Below are 21,527 nucleotides of genomic sequence, written 5' to 3'. Positions count from 1 at the left end.
AAATAAGGAATATAGCATTATGCTACACTCCTTATCATTCCCAATACTATGTTTAATTGAGTTATGAACTCATCTATATCTTCTTTAGTGTTATACCTTCCAAAACTAAGACGTATAACTCCACTAGAATACTTATCTTCTAGTCCTATCGCCTTTATTACACTACTAGGACCTTTCTTTACAGAACACGCTGAACCCGTAGATACATATATGTTCATGCTTGATAAGTAATTCATTATTATCTCTCCCCTTGCTCCAATAAATGAAACATTTAAAAGACCAGGGCTTGAAAATTCTGGAGAATTTATTCTAATATTCGGTATTTCTTTTAATCTTTCTAAAGTATATTCCTTTATTTCTCTTAGGTGTTCAATATCTAAATCATCTAACAGACTAATAGCTTTTAAAAAGCCTAGAACTTGTTCATTCGCTAATGTTCTTGGTACAAATGCATTTTCACTATTTGAGCCATAAACAACAGGTTGTAACTTTATTTTCTTTGATATGTATATAGCTCCAACACCTTTAGGTCCATATATCTTATGAGAGCTAAAACTAACTGCATCAACAGGTATTTTACTAAAATCTACCTTTACATGACCTAAGCCTTGCACAAAATCTGTATGAAAAACTATATCCTTATTCTTCTCCTTTGTAATTCTACATAATTTTGGTATATCTTGTATAGTTCCTAATTCACTATTAACATAGGCAATAGTAACTAGTATTGTATCTTCATTTAGTAATTCTTTTAGAGAATTTTCATCTACCCTACCATATTCATCAACTTTTAAATAACAAACATCAAATCCCTTTAAGCTTTCTAATGTTTTAATAATTGACGGATGTTCTATGGGCGTTGATATTATTCTTCCCTTTTTAAATTTGTTACAAACAGCTTTAATTAATATATTATTAGCTTCTCCACCACCTGCTGTGAAATATATACTATCTTTAGGCAGTCCTAACTTTTCAAAAACTTTCTTATTATCATTTATTTTTTTTGCTACACTTAAACCTAAATTATGTATAGAATCTGCATTTGCATAGCTATGTTCCATACAATCTACCATATAGTTTACAACTTCTTTTCTAGCTTTAGTAGTTGCAGCATTATCTAAATAAATTTCTTTCATTTTATCCTCTATAAATTCTATAATCTATATTTCTAAATATATTATCTCTACTTTCAATTTCTCTTAACCATTCTTCATCTACACTATGGTGTTTTATATCTTCATATAGTTTGAATAGTCTATTTGTGTGGTCTGATATCTTCTTATGTGCATATCCTACCATTGTTCCTGTGAACATTATAAATGGCCAGCATGATGTTTGTGCCATCATTAATTCTCTTGCCATTTGATTCATTGCACGTCTTTCTACATCATTCATTGGTTCATATGTAGCAATTTCTAACATCTTTTCGGCAGCCTTATGCAAATGACGATAAATATAGTCATTTGACCCATCTACCCAAACATCAAAGTATCCATTAGCTCCCCAACTTGACATACTAACATTTACAACTTGATTCATAGGATACTTATCTAAGTATTGACTAGGTGTTATGCTCTTAAAGTTTGAAATTTGCATAGCACGGAATACATATTCCAAGAATATTGGACCTTCATACCACCAGTGACCATAAAGTTCTGCATCATATGGTGATATTACTATTGGTTTTCTATGTTTCATTTTTGATGCTAAATATTCTAATTGTTTTGATCTATTAAATACAAAGTCATATGCATGTTGTTTTGCCTTGTTATATGCTGCTTCTGGGTCATATATTGCCTTATATGTACCTTTCTTATCTGTTATTGCAAAATACTTTATACCTATATTTCTTCTTACTCCATCACTATGTAAGTATGGTTTAATATAGTCATAGTCTAATTCATAACCTGCATCTTTATGGAATTCTCTATAAGTTCCATCACCTGGATATCCTATTTCAGAACTCCATACTTGTTCTGATGATTCAAGGTCTCTTGCAAAAGCTGCAATACCATTTTCTGTATAAACTGGTGCATAAACTCCATATATTGGTCTTGGGTCTGCATGCATTATACCATGTGCATCAACTAAGAAGTATCTTATTCCATTTTCAGCAAGATACTTATCTTGTCCTGGATAATATGCACATTCAGCAAGCCATATACCCTTTGGTTCTCTTCCAAAATGTTCCATGTAATCTATTTTTGCTTGTAAAACTTGAGCATTTGCAACCTTATTATAATCTTTCATCATAGGAAGCATACCGTGTGTTGCTGTAACTGGTATAATTTCTAAATGCCCTAGATCTTGGAAATATCTAAATTTTGATACTAAGTCTCTATTGCAATCTAAGAAATATTGTCTTGCATTTCTGTATGTATCATAATTATGTCTTGCTACTTTTAAAAATGCTGGTTGATCTTTTAATCTATCTAATTCTTTTTCGCATAATTCCACCATTTTGTCCATATGACGTAAATATCTACTCATTAATAGATCATCTTTTAACATATTTGCTAATGTTCCAGACATAGTTAATGTTATATTAAATTCAACATTATCTCTATGTAATCTTTCAAACATCATTAAGAACGGAATATATGTTTCCGTAATTGCTTCATATAACCAATCTTCTTCCAAAAACTCTTTGTATTCTGGATGACGTACGTATGGTAAATGTGCATGTAATACTAAACTGAAATATCCTTCCATTAGTTAATCCCACCTTTATATATTAATCTTTTCTTCTTCCAAATATTCTAATAAGGTATATAAATAGGTTTATAAAATCAAGGTATAGTGATAATGCTCCAATTATTTCTACCCTATCTAACAAATCTAATTGACCTTGATACGAAAGTGATATAATAGTATTTTTTATTCTTTGTGTATCATATGCTGTATAAATTACAAATACTACTACTGCTAGTGCTGATAATAGTAAATCAAGTGTATTACTTCCTATAAACATATTAATTACAGACATTATTATTATTGAAATTATTCCAACAACTAAGAAACTTGTATAACTTTGTAAGTTACTTTTTGTTGTATATCCATAAATTGTTAGGACTAAAAACAATACTATTGTTCCTGATAATACACTTATAACACTTCCTAATGTATAATATTCTGCAATAAATGATAATATAACACCTGTTGATATTGAATATATTACAAACATTACTCTTAATATAGTAGCATTCGCCTTATAAATAAACAAACTCATACTTAAAGGAAGTACAAATTGTAATATTAAAAATAATGGTAATAGGGTATAACTAGTACTTCTTACTGCTTCATTTGTAACTGTAAAATAGCCTGTTAAGAATGTAACAATTAAAGCTATACTCATATATAAAAAACTACCTTTAATTTTTTTATCAACTATATTTCTTATCTCATGTTGATCTATATCGTAATACATAATATCCCCTCTTATACTAAAATTCTGGTTCTACTTCTTTACTTAACATAGAAATAAAGTCTTCAATACCCATAGTTTGTGTTTCTGTTTGACCATGTCTTCTAACATTAACACTGTTTGTTTCACATTCTTTTTTCCCAATTACTAATTGAATAGGTACTTTTTCAACAAAATTAGCTTCTCTAATCTTGTAACCTATCTTTTCGTTTCTTACATCTAATTCTGCCTTAAATCCTAAATCTATTAATTTGTTATATAAGTTTGTACAGAATTCTTTTTGTTCTTCTGAAATTGACATTATTTTAACTTGTACTGGTGCTAACCATACTGGGAATGCTCCTGCATAGTGTTCAATTAATACACCCATAAATCTTTCTAAACTTCCATATAAAGCTCTATGTAACATTACAGGTCTATGTTTTTCACCATCTGCACCTATATATGTTGCATCAAATCTTTCTGGTAGGTTAAAGTCTAATTGTATTGTACCAGTTTGCCAAATTCTACCTAATGAATCCTTCATCTTAAAGTCTATCTTAGGACCATAAAATGCTCCATCACCAGGATTTAATTTAAATTCTTTACCTGCAGCTTTTAATGCTCTTTCTAAGGCAGTTTCTGCTGTTTGCCATAGTGCATCATCACCTATTGCTTTTTCAGGTTTAGTTGATAATTCAATATTATATTCAAATCCAAATAACTTATAATATCTATCATATAAACTTATTATTTCTTTAATTTGATCTTCTATTTGATCTTTTGTACAGAATATATGTGTATCATCTTGAGTGAATGCTCTTACTCTCATTAAACCATGTAATGCTCCTGAGAATTCATGTCTATGTACATGTCCCATTTCAGCTAATTTTAATGGTAAATCCTTATATGATCTCAATTCACTCTTGTATGTTAATAACCCTCCTGGGCAATTCATAGGTTTAATAGCGAATATTTTTTCATCTATTTCAGATGTATACATATTTTCTTTATAATTCTTCCAGTGTCCAGAAATTTCCCATAATTCTTTATCAAGCATATTAGGTGTTCTAATTTCCTTATAACCTGCCTTTATATGTTCTTTTCTCCATAGGTCTTGTAATCTTAAGAATAAAGTCATACCTTTAGGTAAAAAGAATGGGAATCCAGGACCATGTTCATCTAGGAAGAATAATCCTAATTGTTTTCCTAATTTTCTATGGTCTCTTTTTTCTGCTTCAGCTAACATATTTAAATATGCATCTAATTCAGCTTTTGTAGGGAAGGCTACACCATATATTCTTTGTAGCATCTTATTTTCTGATTTACCTCTCCAATATGCACCAGCTTTACTCATTAATTTAAATGCCTTAACATATCCTGTTGAAGGTAAATGTGTACCTCTACATAAATCGAAAAATTCACCTTGTGTATATGCACTAGCTTCATCAGAATCTAGTCCTTTTAATATTTCTACCTTATATATTTCTCCTTCTTTTTCATACTTTTCTATTAATTCATTTACACTAAACATATGTCTTACAAACTTATAATCTTCCTTGATAATCTTATGCATTTCTTTTTCTATAGCTTGTATATCTTCATCTGTAAATGGCTTTTCAGGATCAAAATCATAGTAAAATCCATTTTCAATTACTGGACCTATTGCTAATTTTGTATTAGGGTATAATCTTTTTACAGCTTGTGCCATAATATGTGTTGTACTGTGTCTTAAGATATTAATTCCTAATTCACTATCTAACGTGATTAATTTCAGTTCTCCAGCTTCTTTTAAGGTGTAAGATACATCCACTTGCACGCCATTAAATATTGCCCCTACTGTTTTTTTAGATAAGCTAATAGAAAGGTTTTTAGCAAAATCTAAAACAGTAAGTTCCTGCTCACATTTTCTCACACTACCATCTGGTAACTTAATTTCAAACATTCTAGTCCCTCCGTATTCATTTTAATATTAAAATTATACCATAAAAAATTAATTTTTTCTATAAAAAAAGCAGAACAACTTATTAGTTGTTCTTGCTTAATATAAATTACTATTTAATTACATATATAGCTTTTAATCCTTTGTAGATAGCTTGTCCTGCTAAATCGTCTTCAATTCTTAATAATTGATTGTATTTAGCTATTCTATCAGTTCTTGAAGCTGAACCTGTCTTAATTTGTCCTGCGTTAGTTGCAACTGCAACGTCTGCTATAGTATCATCTTCAGTTTCTCCTGATCTGTGTGAAACAACTGCAGTGTATCCTGCTTTCTTAGCCATTTCTATTGCATCTAGAGTTTCTGTTAATGTTCCTATTTGATTTAATTTAATTAAGATTGCGTTAGCAACACCTTTTTCTATACCTTTAGCTAATCTTTCAGTATTAGTTACGAATAAGTCGTCACCAACTATTTGTAATTTCTTACCTAATTTATCAGTCATTAGCTTGAATCCTTCCCAGTCATCTTCAGCTAATCCATCTTCGATTGAAACTATTGGATATTCTTTACATAATTCTTCGAACCATGCAACCATTTCTTCAGCAGTCTTTTCTCCACCTTCTCTTTTGAATACATACTTCTTAGTCTTTGTATCATAGAATTCTGATGAAGCAACGTCTAATGCGAAAGTAATATCTTTTCCTAGTTTGTATCCAGCATCTTTAACAGCTTTAGATATAATATCTAATGCTCCCTTAGTTCCATTTATCTTAGAAGGTGCATATCCTCCTTCATTTCCTACATTTGTAGAATCTCCATTAGCTTTTAATAATTTACCTAAGTGATGGAATACTTCAGCACCCATTCTTAAAGCTTCTTTATAAGTTTTTGCTCCAACTGGTTGTATCATGAATTCTTGAACGTCTACTGCTGAATCAGCATGTGCACCACCATTTAATATGTTCATCATAGGTACTGGTAATTCTTTAGCATTAACCCCACCTAAGTATCTATATAATGGTAATCCTAATTGGTTTGCAGCTGCTTTAGCTACTGCTAATGAAACACCTAAAATTGCATTAGCTCCTAATTTAGCTTTGTTTGGAGTTCCATCTAATTTGATCATAGCTTCGTCTATTGCAACTTGGTCAAGTGCATCCATTCCGATTACATTTTCAGCTATTATTGTGTTTACATTTTCAACAGCTTTTAATGTCCCTTTACCTAAGTATCTGCTCTTATCTCCATCTCTTAATTCAACAGCTTCGTGAACACCTGTTGATGCTCCTGATGGAACTGAAGCTCTACCCATTGCTCCACCTTCAAGGTAAACTTCTACTTCAACTGTAGGATTTCCTCTTGAGTCAAGGATTTCTCTTGCATAAATGTCTTCAATAACTGTTTGGTATTTAATATTACTCATTTGTGTAATCCACCTTTCTTAATTTTTCTTATTCATTATACCATAGTATCACAATGTTTTCAATACCTCTAATTTGTTAGAAAACTCTTCCAACGCTTTATTTATTACTGTTCCGTTTAAAATATCAACACCTGCATCTTTTAATATTTCAAGTGGGAATTTTGAACATCCTGCTTTTAGATAGTTTATATATCTTTCTACAGCTTCTTTTCCACCATTTAATATACTATTTGCAAAATATACAGCACAACTAAATCCTGTTGCATATTGATATACATAGAAGAAATAGTAGAAATGTGGTATTCTTGCCCATTCATATGATATCATATCATCTGTTATTACATTGTTACCATAGTACTTTTCGTTTATTTTCTTGTAACTATCGCACAATCTTTTAGCTGTTAGAGCTTCACCATTCTTATCTAATTTATGTATTTCTTGTTCAAATTCTGCAAACTGTGTTTGTCTAAATACTGTCCCCTTATATCCATCTAAGTGATCATTTAATATGCAGATTAATGCTTCCTTATTATCTTTATACTTTTCTAATAGATAATTAGTTAAAAGATTTTCATTAGTTGTTGATGCAATTTCTGCTAAAAATAGCTTATATGATGAATTAATATATGTTTGATTATGTCTTGAATAATATGAATGTATACTATGACCTATTTCATGTGCTAATGTAAATAGTGAAGATAAATTATCCTTCCATGTCATTAGTATATATGGCTTAGTTTCATATCCTCCACTAGAATATGCTCCACCCATCTTGTTATCATTAACTGTAAAGTCTATCCAATGTTCATCAAAACACTTCTTTAAGATATTTAAATAATCTTGTCCTAAAGGTTTTAATGCTTCAAACATAATTTCTTTAGCTTCTTCTATAGTATAGCTTACATCAAAATTCTTTGCTGTTGAGACATACAAGTCATACATATTAAGTTTATCTAAACCTAGTATATTCTTTCTATATTCCATATATTCATGTAGTCTATATAGATTCTTATTAACAGTTTCTACTAAATTATCATACACCTTTTCATCTATATTATCTTGAAGCATTGATTGTTGTCTTGCACTATCATATTTTAACAGTTTTGCATTTAAATTATTCATTTTTACATTTGTAGATAAAATGTTTGCATATGTATTACTGAATTGTTTGTATCCTTCATAAAGATTTTCGTAAGCAATACGTCTTTTTTCTCTATCTTTTGATTCTAAAAAGACTGTAAAATTCTTATCATTTAAATTTTCTCCCATTACATCTTTAAAAGTGATGTCAGTATCATTTAATGATGTAAATATATTATATGGTGCTTGTGATATTTCAGAAAAACTTGCTAATATTTTTTCTTCTTTTTCACTTAATACATGAGAGAATCTTAAGAATACTTCTTTAAAATGTTGTCTATATTCTTTTAATTCATCATCTTTTAGATATTCTTCTATCTTATCTTTATTATCCTTCATTTCTGTTACAATGAATGAACAATATTCATAATATTTTGCGTATAATGATTGTATCTTAGAAAACATTTCTTGATACTTTGAAACACTTGTATCTGCATCATGATTTAAATGTGCATACATGTATAGTTTTTCAACTTTTAAATCTATTATTTCTTTTTCTTTTAAAAATTCCTTAAAACCTTCTAAACTCTTTGTAATTTTACCTTCATATTTTTTTATATCTTTAATTACTTCTTTTGCTTCATCAAAGCTTTCATTCCATAATTCATCTGTTTTAAAAATATAGGTTAAATCCCACTTGTTATTTTCCATTTACTTACTCCGTTACTAATAATATATTATTTGATCCTATTACAATATCTTTTACTACAACATGATTTTCTCTAAAGTCATGTAGTTCTTTTAATTCTAATGTGTTGACTACAATACTAGAAACTGCTTGTCTAACAGTAGAATCTGGTATTAGATTATTATTTGTCTTTATTGAAAGTAATTCTGGTGATTTTATAAATAACTTATTATCCACTACTTCTAATTCATATTTTATCTTCACAATACCTTCAACATTAGCTAAAGCTCCACCTAGTATCTTACAACTATAGTTTATATCTGAATATATGTATCCATTTTTAACCATAGTATTATTATTTCTTAACCTTACATTACCAACTATTGCATTTGTAGAAAAATTAATTTTCTTAGTTGCAAATGTATTTATTTCTCCATTTGATAAATATACATTTCTAGGCCCCATTGAACATGCCATAATAGACAATATCAACACTAAACTAGATAATATTTTTTTCATACTATTCACCTTCTATCTTACGCTTGCACCATATTGGTTTATTACCTTATTTTTTATCTTTTCTATTACTTTATTTATTTCATTTTCTGATAAAGTCTTTTCATTATCTATCATATATATTTTTATAGCAAAGCTCTTATATCCACTGCTTACACCTATTCCCTTATATACATCGAATAATTCAACTTTTTTAACTAACTTATCTATTTTTTCGATAGATTTAATAACATTACCTACCATAGTATCTTCTGTTACAGCAAAAGCAATATCTCTTGTAACTAATTGATACTTACTTAGTGTATTATATTTGAAGTTTTTACTTATATATTTCTTCATTTCATCTAAGTTTAGTTCACAGTATATAGTAGACTTACCTTCTAAATTGAATGTTTCTTCTAGGTCTGGATGTATTTGTCCAAATGAACCTAAAAGATTTTTACCTACATAAATATCTGCTGATCTTCCACCATGTAAGCTCTTATTTTCACTTCTTGTAATTGTATATGACTTTATATTTAATCTAGTAAATAGTTCTTCTACTATTCCCTTCATATCATAAAAATCATATTGTGTTTCAGCGTTATATATATCCTTTTGTTTTGTACCAGATAATATTATACCTATTTTTGTAAGTTCTTTCCCTTCAACAAAGGCTCTACCTACTTCAAAGAAATGTATTCTTTGCACACTTCTATTAAAGTTATCTACTGCATTTTTTATTAAACTATACATAAATGTAGGTCTCATTACTGCAAAGTCTTCAGTTATTGGATTTGAAATTTCTATTAAATCCTTTTCATCACATTTTATTTGTCCAAATGCTACTTTAGGTATGAAGCTATAGTTTATTACTTCTCTTAATCCTAATGATGCTAGTATTAATTTTACATCACAATTTAATTTTGTATTATCCATTAATAGATCTTTTTTAATATCTAACTTAGGTAATATATTTTCTATATTATCAAAACCGTACATTCTTATTACTTCTTCATAATAGTCTTGTGGGACTAATAAGTCAGATCTAAAGCATGGAGGTGTTAATACTAATTGTTCACCCTTATCTTCTACCTTTATTTCAAGCTTTTTAAATATATCTAAAACTTTATCCTTTGGAACTACTTTACCAATAAACTTAGCTAATTTTGATAATTCTAAAGTTGATGTAGGTAATTCTGGCTTATGAGTATAGTCTTCTACATAGCCTTTTTGTAAGTTACCACCAGCTAATTGTTCTACTAATTGTGCTATTCTTCTTGAAGCATTATCAAGTGATATTGTATCTACCCATCTTTCAAATCTATATGATGATTCTGTGAAGATAGCATGACGTCTTGAACTTCTTCTAACCATTATATTTTCAAAATGTGCTGTTTCAATTAATATATTTTTTGTTTCTGATGTCACACTAGTATCTAAACCACCCATAACACCTGCTAGGCAAACTGGCTTATCATTTGAAGTTACAACTATATCTTCATTTGTTAGGTCAATTTCTTTTCCATCTAAACAAACAAAATGTTCTTTATCGTTTGCTCTTCTAATTTCTAAACTACTTGCTAATTTATCTAAATCATATATATGATTAGGTTGTCCTAGTTCTAACATTACATAATTTGATATATCAACTATATTATTAATACTCTTAATTCCTAATACTTCAAGTCTATCCTTTAACCACTCAGGACTTTCTTTAACTTGTATTCCTTTGATTATTCTAACTAAATATCTATTTGATAATGTAGTATCTTGAATCTTTACCTTATAGTCTATATCTTCACTACATTCATTTATACTAATTTGTGGTTTTTTAAGTTCTATGTTGTAGTAAGCACTTAATTCTCTTGCTATACCTAAATATGATAAGCAATCGGGTCTATTAGGAGTAATTTCTAATTCAAATACTGTATCACTCTTACCGAAATATTCACTTAAAGGTATACCTAATTTTGTGTCTTGAGGAAGTATTATTATACCATCAGATTCTTCACCTAACTTTAATTCTTTCATAGAACATAGCATACCGTAAGATTCAATTCCTCTTATCTTACCCTTCTTTATTTCAAAATCTTCATCTAATTTTGTACCTATTTTAGCAAGACATACTACATCTCCTAATTTATGATTAGGCGCTCCGCATATTACTTGTAATATTTCATCACCAGTATCTACTTTACATAAAGTTAAGTGATCTGAATTTTCTACCTTACTGTATTCTACAATTTTTGCAGTTACTACTGTTTTTAAGTAATCGTATTTAACTTCAATTTTTTCTACTTCTTGTCCTATCATGGTTAAAGCATTTTCTAATTCGCTAGTACTCTTATCCTTTATATCTACATATTCATTTAACCAATTTAATGAAATTAACATTTTTAATACCCCCTAAAATTGTTCCAAGAATCTAATATCATTTTCAAAAAATGCTCTCAAATCATCTATACCATATTTTAGCATTGTTACTCTTTCAAGCCCTATTCCAAATGCAAAACCTTGATATTTTTTAGGGTCTATTCCTCCAGCTTCTAATACTTTAGGATTAACCATACCACTACCTAAAATTTCAAGCCAACCGCTGTTTTTACAAACTCTACATCCTTTACCTTTACATACACCACATTCTACGTCCATTTCTGCACTAGGTTCTGTAAACGGGAAGAAATGAGGTCTAAATCTTACTTTTCTTTCTTGACCAAATATTCTTTTTACTATTAATTCTAACATTGCTTTAAAGTTAGCAAATGATACATCTTCACCAACCATTAAACCTTCTACTTGGTGGAACATAGGAGTATGAGAAACATCATAGTCTGGTCTATATACTTTACCTAATGAAATCATTCTAAATGGTGGTTTATGTTCTAACATGTATCTAATTTGCATAGGTGAAGTTTGTGTTCTTAGGACTACTTCATCTGTAATATAGAAAGTATCTGTTTTTTCTCTTGAAGGGTGTGTTTTAGGTATATTTAATGCATCAAAATTATATTTCACTAATTCAACTTCTGGTCCATCTGATATATCAAATCCCATTTCAGAAACAATAGACTTAATTTCCAAAACTGTTTTTGTAATTGGATGTAAGCTTCCATGATTTTGTTTTTTACCTGGCAAGCTAATATCTATACTTTCTTTTTTAATTCTTTCTTTCTTTATATTTTCTTTAATATTAAGTGCTGCCTCATCAATTCTATCCTTGATTAAATTTTTTGTTTCATTTATTCTTTTACCTAATTCTTTTCTTTCATCTCCACTAAGGTTAACCATTTCTTTTAAAAGCATACTAAATTCGCTTTTTTTACCTAAGGCTTTTACCCTAACTTCATTTAACTTATCAAGACTAATTACATTTTTTAGTTCTTTTAAAATTTGTTCTTCTATTTTTGTAATTTTATCTTCCATTTTTATCCCTTCTTACTAAAATTTTGATATCTTACTTTCTTTTAAATATTCATTAATTAGTTGTTTATCTCCTTCGTATAAGACACCATTTTCATTATTAATAGCTGTATAACCCATAGCATCTCCTTTTTGGTTTATAAATACATTACCTAAATAAAGTATTTGATATACAAAGACACTATTTGTAGGTTGCATTCTTAGTTTGTATTTTAATGGTATAGTATCTGTATTTACCTTTGATATGACAAACACTTCAATATTATTATTTCTATCAGTGCCATAATAATATCCACACATATCATCATTCTTATTCTTATTTATATATTTAATTTCATATTTTTTCAATAAGTGTAAGAGTGACTTTTTATTTAATTTCTTAACATCTTTTAGCAGTTCAGGTTTATCCTTATTCTTTACATAACCTGTTATACCTTTTATCTTTAATCCCAATTCATTGGCTTGATCTACATTATATGAAATTGAAACTTTCATACTCTTATTTTTTTCTAAAGTTCTATCTTCTTTTTGTATATCAAATGCTAATCCTTTTTCTAGGAAATTAGCTATATATGGATCTAGGTACTTTTCTTCAATTTTCTTATTATTAACATAAGACACAGGTATTATATTATTCTTTTCATCTATGTCATACCCTAGGATATAGTAATCAAATGGTTTTATTACACTTGAATTTTTAATTACAGTATATCTTGATACCGCTAATACAATAAACACTACTATTGGTAGTAAGTATAGGAAACGATTTAATCTTGGGAAAAATACTTCATCTTTCTTTTGAACAACCTCGTATATATATACTATTATTGATACTAAACCTAATAGCATTGTTATTCCAAACGTAATTAATATTATATATCTTGTATCTTTAATATTTTGCATTTTTTGTAAAAGGTGTAAAACTTTAGATAATTCTTGTGTATATATTCTTTCATTTATGCTCTTTAATGCATAAAATAGATCATTAGTTAAATATATTAAAAAGTTTGCAAAGATTATAAAGCTTATCATTATTATATACATAAATTTAAGTAATTTATCTTGTTCTCTTCTAGCAAGCCTTATTATTATAAATATCGCTACCACTATTACAGTTATAATAGTGAAAATGTGATAAATTTCCATCAGTTTTTGTAAGCCTTTTAATTCACCATCATTTTTAACTAAAACTGTTACTAAATCAACAAATGAAGAGCTTAATGTTAAGCTCTTATGTAACATATTAAATATTTTTAAACCTTTGAAAAATAGCAATATTGCTATTAAAAAATTAAAACCTAATAACCATGAAATTATAGTCTCAAAAACTTTTACAGATAATTTAACATGTAAATTTTTATCTTCCAAAATAATCACCCCATAAATATTGTAGTATCTGTATTTTCAATTATTTTTATACCAGTTTGTCCTGTTAATCTTTCAAATAAAATAGTAAATCTTAATTCTCCAATAATTACCATATCATATTTAGGTACGTATTCCATTATTGTAGAATAAACATCATCACTAGTTTCATCTATTACATTACAAACATTTCCAAATCTTTCAGTTAATCTATTTGTCTCATTTATATTTACTCTTAATACATCAATATTTTGTTCACCAAACAAGTGGAAGAAGGCAAATATAGATTTATTTACCTTATATCCTCCATCATTTAGCATAAGTATCTTATCTATTGAATATTCTTTTTTATCTCCTAAAATTATTAATGGTTTATAGTGATCTCTTAAAAGATTTTTCATAGCTGGTGTTAAATCTTCAGATTTAACAACTACTAGTGCATCATACGCCTTCATTTCTTCTAATAAGACTTCGTGTGTGTCTCCTTCTTTACTATAGACTTTATCAAAATATTCTACAGCTTTTTTCTTTATTTTTTCATACACTTTAGTCTCTATTTCTCTGTATTCCTCAACAACCATAGATGCTGGACTTTGTATACCATAACCATTCATGTTATTTAAAAACATTTCATATTTCATAACATCTTTAACATAAAGAGCTATCACATCAACATCATTTAGCTTTTTTCTTACAGCTTCTGAAAACTTACTTGCTTTTTCCATTTCTTCTTCATTAGTTAATAGAAATAGAAATCTTTTTTTAGTCATTTTCTTCCTCTCCTTCTGGTGCTAATGCAACTGAAGTTACAACATCATCATTCTTAGGTTTCATAATTCTAACTCCTGATGTAGATCTACTAATTTTTGAAATTTCATTTATTTTTGTTCTTATTAATGTTCCTTCTTTAGTTATTAGCATTATTTCTTTAACACTATCATCTACTAGTATAGAACTTACTATATCTCCTGTTTTAGGTGTTATCTTAAAGTTCTTTAATCCCTTTCCACCTCTATTTTGAACCTTATACTCTTCTATATCAGTTCTTTTTCCATAACCTTCACTAGTTACAGTTAATACTTCATTTTTCTTATTTTTATCTACAATACATGCACTTGCTACTATATCGTCTTTATTTAATTTAATTGCTCTTACTCCACTTGCACTACGTCCCATAGCACGAATATCTTTAGACTCAAATCTTATAGCAAGACCCTTCTTTGTTGCAACAAACACTTCATTTTCTTCGCTACATATATCTGTAAATACTAATTCATCATCTTCTTTAAGAGTTATTGCTCTTATACCTGATTTATTAATATTCATAAATAGCTTAATATCCATCTTCTTAGCTATACCTTTTCTTGTAACTATTAAAATTTGTGAATTTTCATTTGAACCTGAAGTATTAAGTATTGCACTTACATTTTCATTTTCTCCAAGATTTATTATATTACTAATTAATCTTCCTCTTGCTTGTTTACTTGCTTCTGGTATTTCATATACTTTTATACTATATGCTTTACCTTTATCAGTGAAGACTAATAATCTATCTAGAGTTTTAACTGTATATATGTCACTTACTTCATCATCTTCCACTGTGTTAATTGAATTTACTCCAACTCCACCTCTTCTTTGTGACTTATATGAAGCAGTAGTTATTCTTTTAACGTACCCTTTGTTAGTTATAGTTACAACTACATCTTCTTCTTTTATTAAATCTTCTGCATCAATTTCATTACGCTTATTTTGTATTTCTGTTCTTCTTTTATCTCCGTAATTAGTTTTTAATTCTAATACTTCTTGTTTTATTATTTCATACTTCTTATCTGAACTTTGTAAAATTTCTTCTAACTCCTCAATTAGTGCTAGTAATTCACTATATTCTTGTTCTATCTTATCTCTTTCAAGTCCTGTTAGTCTTTGTAATCTCATGTCTAGTATAGATTTAGCTTGTATTTCTGAGAACATAAATTCACTCATCAATCTATCTTTTGCAATATTAGCATCTTTAGATGATTTAATTAATTTAATTATTTCATCAATGTTATCTAATGCTATTCTAAATCCTTCTAAAATATGGGCTCTTCTCTTAGCCTTATCAAGATCAAATTTAGTTCTTCTTTCTACAACTTCATATCTATGTTCTAGATACTTAGATAGTATTTGTTTTAAATTTAGTACTTTAGGCACATTATTAACTAACGCTAACATTATTACACCAAATGTTGTTTGTAAATCTGTGTATTTGTATAGCATATTTAAGATTAATTCAGGTTCTTCATTTTTCTTAACATCTATTACTATTCTTATTCCATGTTTATTTGATTCATCTCTAATATCTGTTATACCTGTAATTTTCTTTTGTCTGTATAGTTCTGCTATTTTTTCAACTAGCTTTGCCTTATTAACTTGATAAGGTATTTCTGTAATTACTATGCTTGATTTACCATGTGCATTAGTTTGTATATCTACCTTACCTGCAACTTGTACCTTACCTCTACCTGTTCTGTAAGCATCATAAATACCTTGTTTACCATTTATTATACCTCCAGTTGGAAAGTCAGGTCCTTTAATATGTTCTATTAATTCATCTATAGTTATATCTCTATTATCTATTAATGAAACTATACCATCACAAACTTCTGCTAGATTATGTGGAGGTATATTTGTAGCCATACCTACTGCTATACCTGTTGTACCATTTACTAGTAAGTTAGGTAATTTTGATGGTAATACAACTGGTTCATCTAAAGTTTCATCAAAGTTTTTTCTAAAGTCTATAGTATTTTTATTGATATCTAAAAGCATTTCATTAGCAATCTTTGCCATTCTTGCTTCAGTATATCTCATAGCTGCTGCTGAGTCTCCGTCAACTGAACCAAAATTTCCATGTCCATCAACTAGCATATATCTACTATTAAAATCTTGTGCCATTCTTACCATTGTATTGTATACAGCAGTATCACCATGTGGGTGGTACTTACCTAAAACTTCCCCAACAATTCTTGCTGATTTTTTATATGGACTGTTGTATGTCATTCCCATATCATTCATAGCAAACAAGACTCTTCTATGCACTGGCTTAAGACCATCACGTACATCTGGTAATGCACGTGAAACTATGACACTCATAGAATAATCAAGATATGATGATTTTATTTCATCTTCTATGAATATAGGGATTTCTTGTTCCTTTTTAGACGTGTCCATAACCTCGTCTACTCTTTTGTTATTTTCATCATTTTCGTTCATTATCTTCTCCTAAATATCCAAGTTTTTAACATGTTTTGCATGTTCTTCTATAAATTGTCTTCTTGGCTCTACTTTATCTCCCATTAATATGTTAAACATCTTGTCTGCATAACTTGCATTTTCTAATGTTACCTTAAGTAATGTTCTATTTTCAGGATCCATAGTTGTTTCCCATAATTGTTCAGGATTCATTTCTCCTAACCCTTTATATCTTTGTATAGTGTATTTTTTACTTTCTTCTTCTAAAACACCTGTTATTTTCTTTAATTCGTCATCTGAATATGCGTATTTTATTTTCTTTGCTACTTGTACTTTGTATAAAGGTGGTTGTGCTATATATATATGACCCTGATTAATTAATTCTCTTAAATATCTAAAGAAGAATGTTAACATCAATGTTCTAATATGTGCTCCATCAACATCAGCATCTGTCATTATTATTATCTTACCATATCTTAATTTTGAAATATCAAAATTATCACCTATATTAGTACCAAATGCTGTAACCATAGCTTTTATTTCATTGTTTTCTAACATCTTATGTAATACAGCTTTTTCAACATTTAATATTTTACCTCTAAGTGGTAGTATAGCTTGAATTTTTCTATCTCTTCCTTGTTTAGCTGATCCACCAGCTGAATCTCCTTCGACTATGTAAATTTCACATTCTTCACTCTTTTTAGATGAACAATCTGCTAACTTACCAGGTAGTGACCCTATTTCTAATGGATTTTTTCTTAATATGTTGTTTCTTGCATTTTTTGCAGCTTCTCTAGCTTTTTTAGATATTATCATCTTTTCTATTATAGCTGTTGCTTCTTTAGGATGGTCTTCTAAGTATAGTTTTAATTTATTATTAACTACACTAGAAACTGCTGATTGAGCTTCACTACTTCCTAATTTTGATTTTGTTTGACTTTCAAATTGTGGTTCAGGGAATTTTATGTTTATAACACTAACGATACCTTCTCTAACATCTGAACCTTGTAGATTTTCATCTTTTTTATCTTTTAGTAAATTTAATTTCTTTGCAACATCATTAACTGTTCTTGTTAAAGCTGTTCTAAATCCTTGAACATGTGTACCACCATCATATGTATTAATATTATTTACAAATGAGTGTTCCACTATTGCTTGTGTATTTTCTCTATAAGCAAGAGCTATTTCAACTTCAACAATCTTACCACCAGTTATTTTTGCATTATCTTTCATGTAGATTATTGGTGATATTACCTTATCATCACTAATTAATTCTCCAACATAATCTTTTATTCCGCCTTCAAAATGAAATACTTCTTCTTTTATGCTTTCTAAATCTCTTTCATCTCTTAATATTATCTTTAATCCTGTATTAAGATATGCTAATTCTTTTAATCTTTCTTTTAGTATATTATATTCAAATAGAACTTCTTCAAATATTTCTTCATCAGGTCTAAATCTGATTATTGTCCCATGTTTATCAAGACTTGCTGTACCTATTTGTGTGCAATCTGTAGTAGGCTTACCTTTTGAAAATGTTTGTCTTACTATTTTCCCATCTCTTGTAACAGTTGCAATCAAATCTGTTGATAACGCATTAACTACAGAAACTCCTACACCATGTAGTCCACCTGAGTATGTGTAATTTTTGTCATTAAACTTCCCACCAGCGTGAAGTATTGTCATTACGACCTCAAGTGTTGGTCTACCAGTCTTATGCATATCAATAGGAATTCCACGTCCATTATCTTCAACTTCTATGTAATTATCTTCTAACATTCTAACAATTATAGTATCACAATAGCCAGCTAATGCTTCATCTATACTATTATCTACTGTTTCCCACACTAGATGATGTAAACCTCTTGATGATGTTGTTCCTATATACATACCTGGTCTTTTTCTAACAGCTTCTAATCCCTCAAGGACAGTTATGTCATCTGAACCATAATTTTTATTTTCCATACTCTTCTCCCTATTTATATTAATATGTACATTATATCATTTATATCCTTTTTTTTCTAGTTTTTTAATGATATAATAAGTAATAGAGGTGGTAATATGAAAGAAATTTTTGATAGAAGAAGCATAAGAAGTTTTACTAGTCAAAATTTAGATGAAGATACTATAAAAGAACTATTAAGAGGTGCGATTGCTGCTCCATCTGCACATAAAAAAGAACCTAGAATTTTTTATGTCATTGAAAACAAAGATGTCTTACATGAATTTTTCTTAAAACATCCTTATGGTAAGGCTTTTGAAACTGCACCAGTTGCAATTTTAGCATGTGGTGATAAATCAAAAGATCCTAATATGACATTTTTAATACAAGACTGTGCAGCATCTTTAGAAAATATAGCTATAATGGCTACGCATATGGGACTTGGAACTGTATGGATGGGTATATTAGATAATGATAATGCCGAAGAAATTACAAAAGAAATTTTAGACTTGCCTAGTAATCTAATTCCAATTTCTATCATGGCTATTGGGTATAAGGCAGAAGAAAGAAGACCTCATATTTCCTACAAGGAAGAGATGGTCAAATGGATAAAATAATTTTTTTGATAAAAAATTGTTGACAATCATTTTTTTTTTTGATATTATATATCTTGTTCCAAGGGGAACAAGGTTTGGGGCCTTCGTCTAGTGGTTAGGACATCGGGTTTTCATCCCGGCAACAGGAGTTCGATTCTCCTAGGCCCTACCAAACAATATATGGTCGCATAGCTCAGTTGGGAGAGCACCTGCCTTACAAGCAGGGGGTCATTGGTTCGAGCCCAATTGTGACCACCATACGCGGAGGTGTAGCTCAGTTGGTTAGAGTGCTTGCCTGTCACGCAAGATGTCGCGAGTTCAAGTCTCGTCACTTCCGCCATTAATATGCCGCTTTAGCTCATTTGGTAGAGCAACTGACTTGTAATCAGTAGGTGATTGGTTCGATTCCGATAAGCGGCACCACTGGCGAGGTACCCGAGTGGCCAAAGGGAGCAGACTGTAAATCTGCCGGCTCAGCCTTCGAAGGTTCGAATCCTTCCCTCGCCACCATCTTTTTTTTTAATCGGAGGAGTTATGGTAAGAAAGATAAAATCTGCTGGTTCATCTACTAGTCAAGTAGATATAATCAAAAGAGCAAAACAAATGCAAGAAGCTATGCTTCAAATTCAAGATGATTTAAAAGATAAGATCATTGAACATTCTGTTGCTGGTGGACAAATAGTTGTTAAAGCTAATGGACAAAAGGAATTAGTTGATATAAAAATAAGTAAAGAAATATTAGAAGAAGCTGTATCTGAAAAAGATGCTTCAGAACTTGAAAATTTAATCCTAACTGCTATTAAAGAAGTTACAGCTAAAGCTGATGCATTAGCTGAATCTGAAATGGAAACAGTTACAGGTGGACTTAAGATTCCTGGATTATTTTAAATATTCTTGACAAATATCATTATTGATTATATAATTTTGTTTGTCAGTTGATGGGCTGTAGCCAAGCGGTAAGGCAGTGGACTTTGACTCCACCATGCGTTGGTTCGAATCCAGCCAGCCCAACCATATTACCATTTAAAGATTAAGTAATTAATCTTTTTTTTATAATATATATTGACATCTCCCAATTTTGAGGTACACTTTATTGCATATTAAATATAGGAGGATATATATGAAAAAAGTTAGTTTATTATTCTTAACATTAGCTACTTTAGCTATGGCTACAGGTCCAAAAGTACCTTACACACATCAAGGTTTTTATTCAACTGACAATGTGCAAAAGGCAGTACATTTCGTTTCAGTAGAAGATATTGAAAACAGTTTAAAAGGTCAACCACCTATTAACGTAAGTTTTGATATTGATGATACTCTAGTTCACTCTAGTGGATATTTTAGATATGGTCAAGATCACTTCCAAACTGATCCTAAAAATCCAGTAAGCTATTTATTCAATCAAAAGTTCTGGGACTTTGTTTCAAAAAGTGGAGATGAATTTTCTATACCTAAAAAATCTGCACAAGATTTAATAAATATGCACTTAAAAAGAGGAGATAGAATCTTCTTCATAACAGGTAGAACTCCACTTCGTGGTCAAAAAAACTATACTTCAACTAGATTATCAAGAACTTTAAAGAGATTCTTTAATCTTCCATACGAAGTTTATATTGAATACACAAGAGATACACCAACTGGTGGATATAAATATGATAAATCATACTACATTAAAAAACATAATGTAGCTATACACTATGGAGACAGTGATGACGATATCCTAGCTGCAAGAGAAGTTGGTATAAGAGGTATTAGAGTACAACGTGCCTACAACTCAACTAACCCTCAAAAAATGAATGGTGGATATGGCGAAGAAGTATTAATTAATTCTGCATGGTAAAAAAAAGGCGAGTTTTTTCTGTACTGCACCCAAAATCTTGGACACAAGATTGGAGGTGCAGTTTTTTTATGAGTAAACTTACAAGAAAAGATAAAA

General features: G+C 29.3%; 16 protein-coding genes and 6 tRNA genes. 9 read left to right on the top strand and 13 right to left on the bottom strand.

What is annotated here, in order from left to right; all coding sequences use genetic code 11:
• Window positions 1-17: 17 nt before the first annotated feature.
• From IMK15_RS03500 to gyrB, 13 genes are all read right to left on the bottom strand, one after another.
• The gene (locus IMK15_RS03500; protein ID WP_192941906.1) at window positions 18-1,136 is read right to left on the bottom strand and encodes a cysteine desulfurase family protein; all 1,119 of its coding nucleotides are present in this window, start codon (window positions 1,134-1,136) and stop codon (window positions 18-20) included.
• Between the two features lies 1 nt (window position 1,137).
• Complete coding sequence (locus IMK15_RS03495) at window positions 1,138-2,712, bottom strand: glycoside hydrolase family 57 protein (RefSeq protein ID WP_192941905.1); 1,575 nt, start codon at window positions 2,710-2,712, stop codon at window positions 1,138-1,140.
• Window positions 2,713-2,734: 22 nt separating this feature from the next.
• A complete protein-coding gene (locus tag IMK15_RS03490) occupies window positions 2,735-3,427 on the bottom strand; it encodes a Bax inhibitor-1/YccA family protein (protein WP_192941904.1) in 693 nt (230 codons plus the stop codon).
• A gap of 16 nt (window positions 3,428-3,443) precedes the next feature.
• Window positions 3,444-5,348: a threonine--tRNA ligase gene (gene thrS, locus IMK15_RS03485; RefSeq protein ID WP_192941903.1), complete on the bottom strand. Its 1,905-nt coding sequence runs from the start codon at window positions 5,346-5,348 to the stop codon at window positions 3,444-3,446.
• Window positions 5,349-5,457: 109 nt separating this feature from the next.
• Entirely contained in the window at window positions 5,458-6,768 is a 1,311-nt protein-coding gene (eno, locus tag IMK15_RS03480) for a phosphopyruvate hydratase (protein ID WP_046328368.1), read from the bottom strand.
• Window positions 6,769-6,816: 48 nt separating this feature from the next.
• On the bottom strand, window positions 6,817-8,559 hold the full coding sequence (pepF, locus tag IMK15_RS03475; protein ID WP_192941902.1) for an oligoendopeptidase F: 1,743 nt from the start codon (window positions 8,557-8,559) through the stop codon (window positions 6,817-6,819).
• A gap of 4 nt (window positions 8,560-8,563) precedes the next feature.
• On the bottom strand, window positions 8,564-9,055 hold the full coding sequence (locus IMK15_RS03470) for a hypothetical protein (protein ID WP_192941901.1): 492 nt from the start codon (window positions 9,053-9,055) through the stop codon (window positions 8,564-8,566).
• Between the two features lie 12 nt (window positions 9,056-9,067).
• Window positions 9,068-11,428, bottom strand: a complete 2,361-nt coding sequence (pheT, locus tag IMK15_RS03465) for a phenylalanine--tRNA ligase subunit beta (protein ID WP_192941900.1) — start codon at window positions 11,426-11,428, stop codon at window positions 9,068-9,070.
• A gap of 12 nt (window positions 11,429-11,440) precedes the next feature.
• The gene (pheS, locus tag IMK15_RS03460) at window positions 11,441-12,457 is read right to left on the bottom strand and encodes a phenylalanine--tRNA ligase subunit alpha (protein WP_192941899.1); all 1,017 of its coding nucleotides are present in this window, start codon (window positions 12,455-12,457) and stop codon (window positions 11,441-11,443) included.
• A gap of 15 nt (window positions 12,458-12,472) precedes the next feature.
• Window positions 12,473-13,822 carry a hypothetical protein gene (locus IMK15_RS03455; RefSeq protein ID WP_192941898.1) on the bottom strand — a complete coding sequence of 450 codons (1,350 nt, stop codon included), beginning with the start codon at window positions 13,820-13,822 and terminating at the stop codon, window positions 12,473-12,475.
• A 5-nt stretch (window positions 13,823-13,827) separates the two neighbouring features.
• On the bottom strand, window positions 13,828-14,589 hold the full coding sequence (locus IMK15_RS03450) for a GntR family transcriptional regulator (protein WP_192941897.1): 762 nt from the start codon (window positions 14,587-14,589) through the stop codon (window positions 13,828-13,830).
• Entirely contained in the window at window positions 14,582-17,032 is a 2,451-nt protein-coding gene (gene gyrA, locus IMK15_RS03445) for a DNA gyrase subunit A (RefSeq protein WP_192941942.1), read from the bottom strand. Before gyrA ends, IMK15_RS03450 begins: the two co-directional genes overlap by 8 nt.
• Before the next feature lie 51 nt (window positions 17,033-17,083).
• Window positions 17,084-19,018 (bottom strand): DNA topoisomerase (ATP-hydrolyzing) subunit B, encoded by a 1,935-nt coding sequence (gene gyrB / locus IMK15_RS03440; RefSeq protein ID WP_192941896.1) that lies wholly within the window; start codon window positions 19,016-19,018, stop codon window positions 17,084-17,086.
• A 96-nt stretch (window positions 19,019-19,114) separates the two neighbouring features.
• On the opposite strand from gyrB, the gene IMK15_RS03435 reads away from it, so the two are divergent.
• The 9 genes from IMK15_RS03435 to aphA all read left to right on the top strand — a co-directional run bounded on the left by IMK15_RS03435 (window position 19,115) and on the right by aphA (window position 21,431).
• Window positions 19,115-19,612: a nitroreductase family protein gene (locus IMK15_RS03435; RefSeq protein WP_046328360.1), complete on the top strand. Its 498-nt coding sequence runs from the start codon at window positions 19,115-19,117 to the stop codon at window positions 19,610-19,612.
• A 76-nt stretch (window positions 19,613-19,688) separates the two neighbouring features.
• Window positions 19,689-19,763 (top strand) — tRNA-Glu (locus IMK15_RS03430).
• A gap of 10 nt (window positions 19,764-19,773) precedes the next feature.
• Window positions 19,774-19,849: transfer RNA gene (locus tag IMK15_RS03425), tRNA-Val, on the top strand.
• A 5-nt stretch (window positions 19,850-19,854) separates the two neighbouring features.
• Window positions 19,855-19,931, top strand: a tRNA-Asp gene (locus IMK15_RS03420).
• Window positions 19,932-19,938: 7 nt separating this feature from the next.
• A tRNA-Thr gene (locus IMK15_RS03415) sits at window positions 19,939-20,014 on the top strand.
• 2 nt (window positions 20,015-20,016) lie between these two features.
• Window positions 20,017-20,101, top strand: a tRNA-Tyr gene (locus tag IMK15_RS03410).
• A gap of 24 nt (window positions 20,102-20,125) precedes the next feature.
• Window positions 20,126-20,479 carry a YbaB/EbfC family nucleoid-associated protein gene (locus IMK15_RS03405; protein ID WP_046328359.1) on the top strand — a complete coding sequence of 118 codons (354 nt, stop codon included), beginning with the start codon at window positions 20,126-20,128 and terminating at the stop codon, window positions 20,477-20,479.
• Window positions 20,480-20,530: 51 nt separating this feature from the next.
• Window positions 20,531-20,605 (top strand) — tRNA-Gln (locus tag IMK15_RS03400).
• 106 nt (window positions 20,606-20,711) lie between these two features.
• Window positions 20,712-21,431, top strand: a complete 720-nt coding sequence (gene aphA, locus IMK15_RS03395; protein WP_192941895.1) for an acid phosphatase AphA — start codon at window positions 20,712-20,714, stop codon at window positions 21,429-21,431.
• Window positions 21,432-21,527 lie beyond the last annotated feature (96 nt).

The sequence above is a fragment of the Sneathia sp. DSM 16631 genome (assembly GCF_014892235.1).
In the GTDB taxonomy this organism is placed as follows: Bacteria; Fusobacteriota; Fusobacteriia; order Fusobacteriales; family Leptotrichiaceae; genus Sneathia; species Sneathia vaginalis.
The sequence above is the reverse complement of the archived record's forward strand: the minus strand, read 5'-3'. Positions and strand labels throughout refer to the sequence as shown.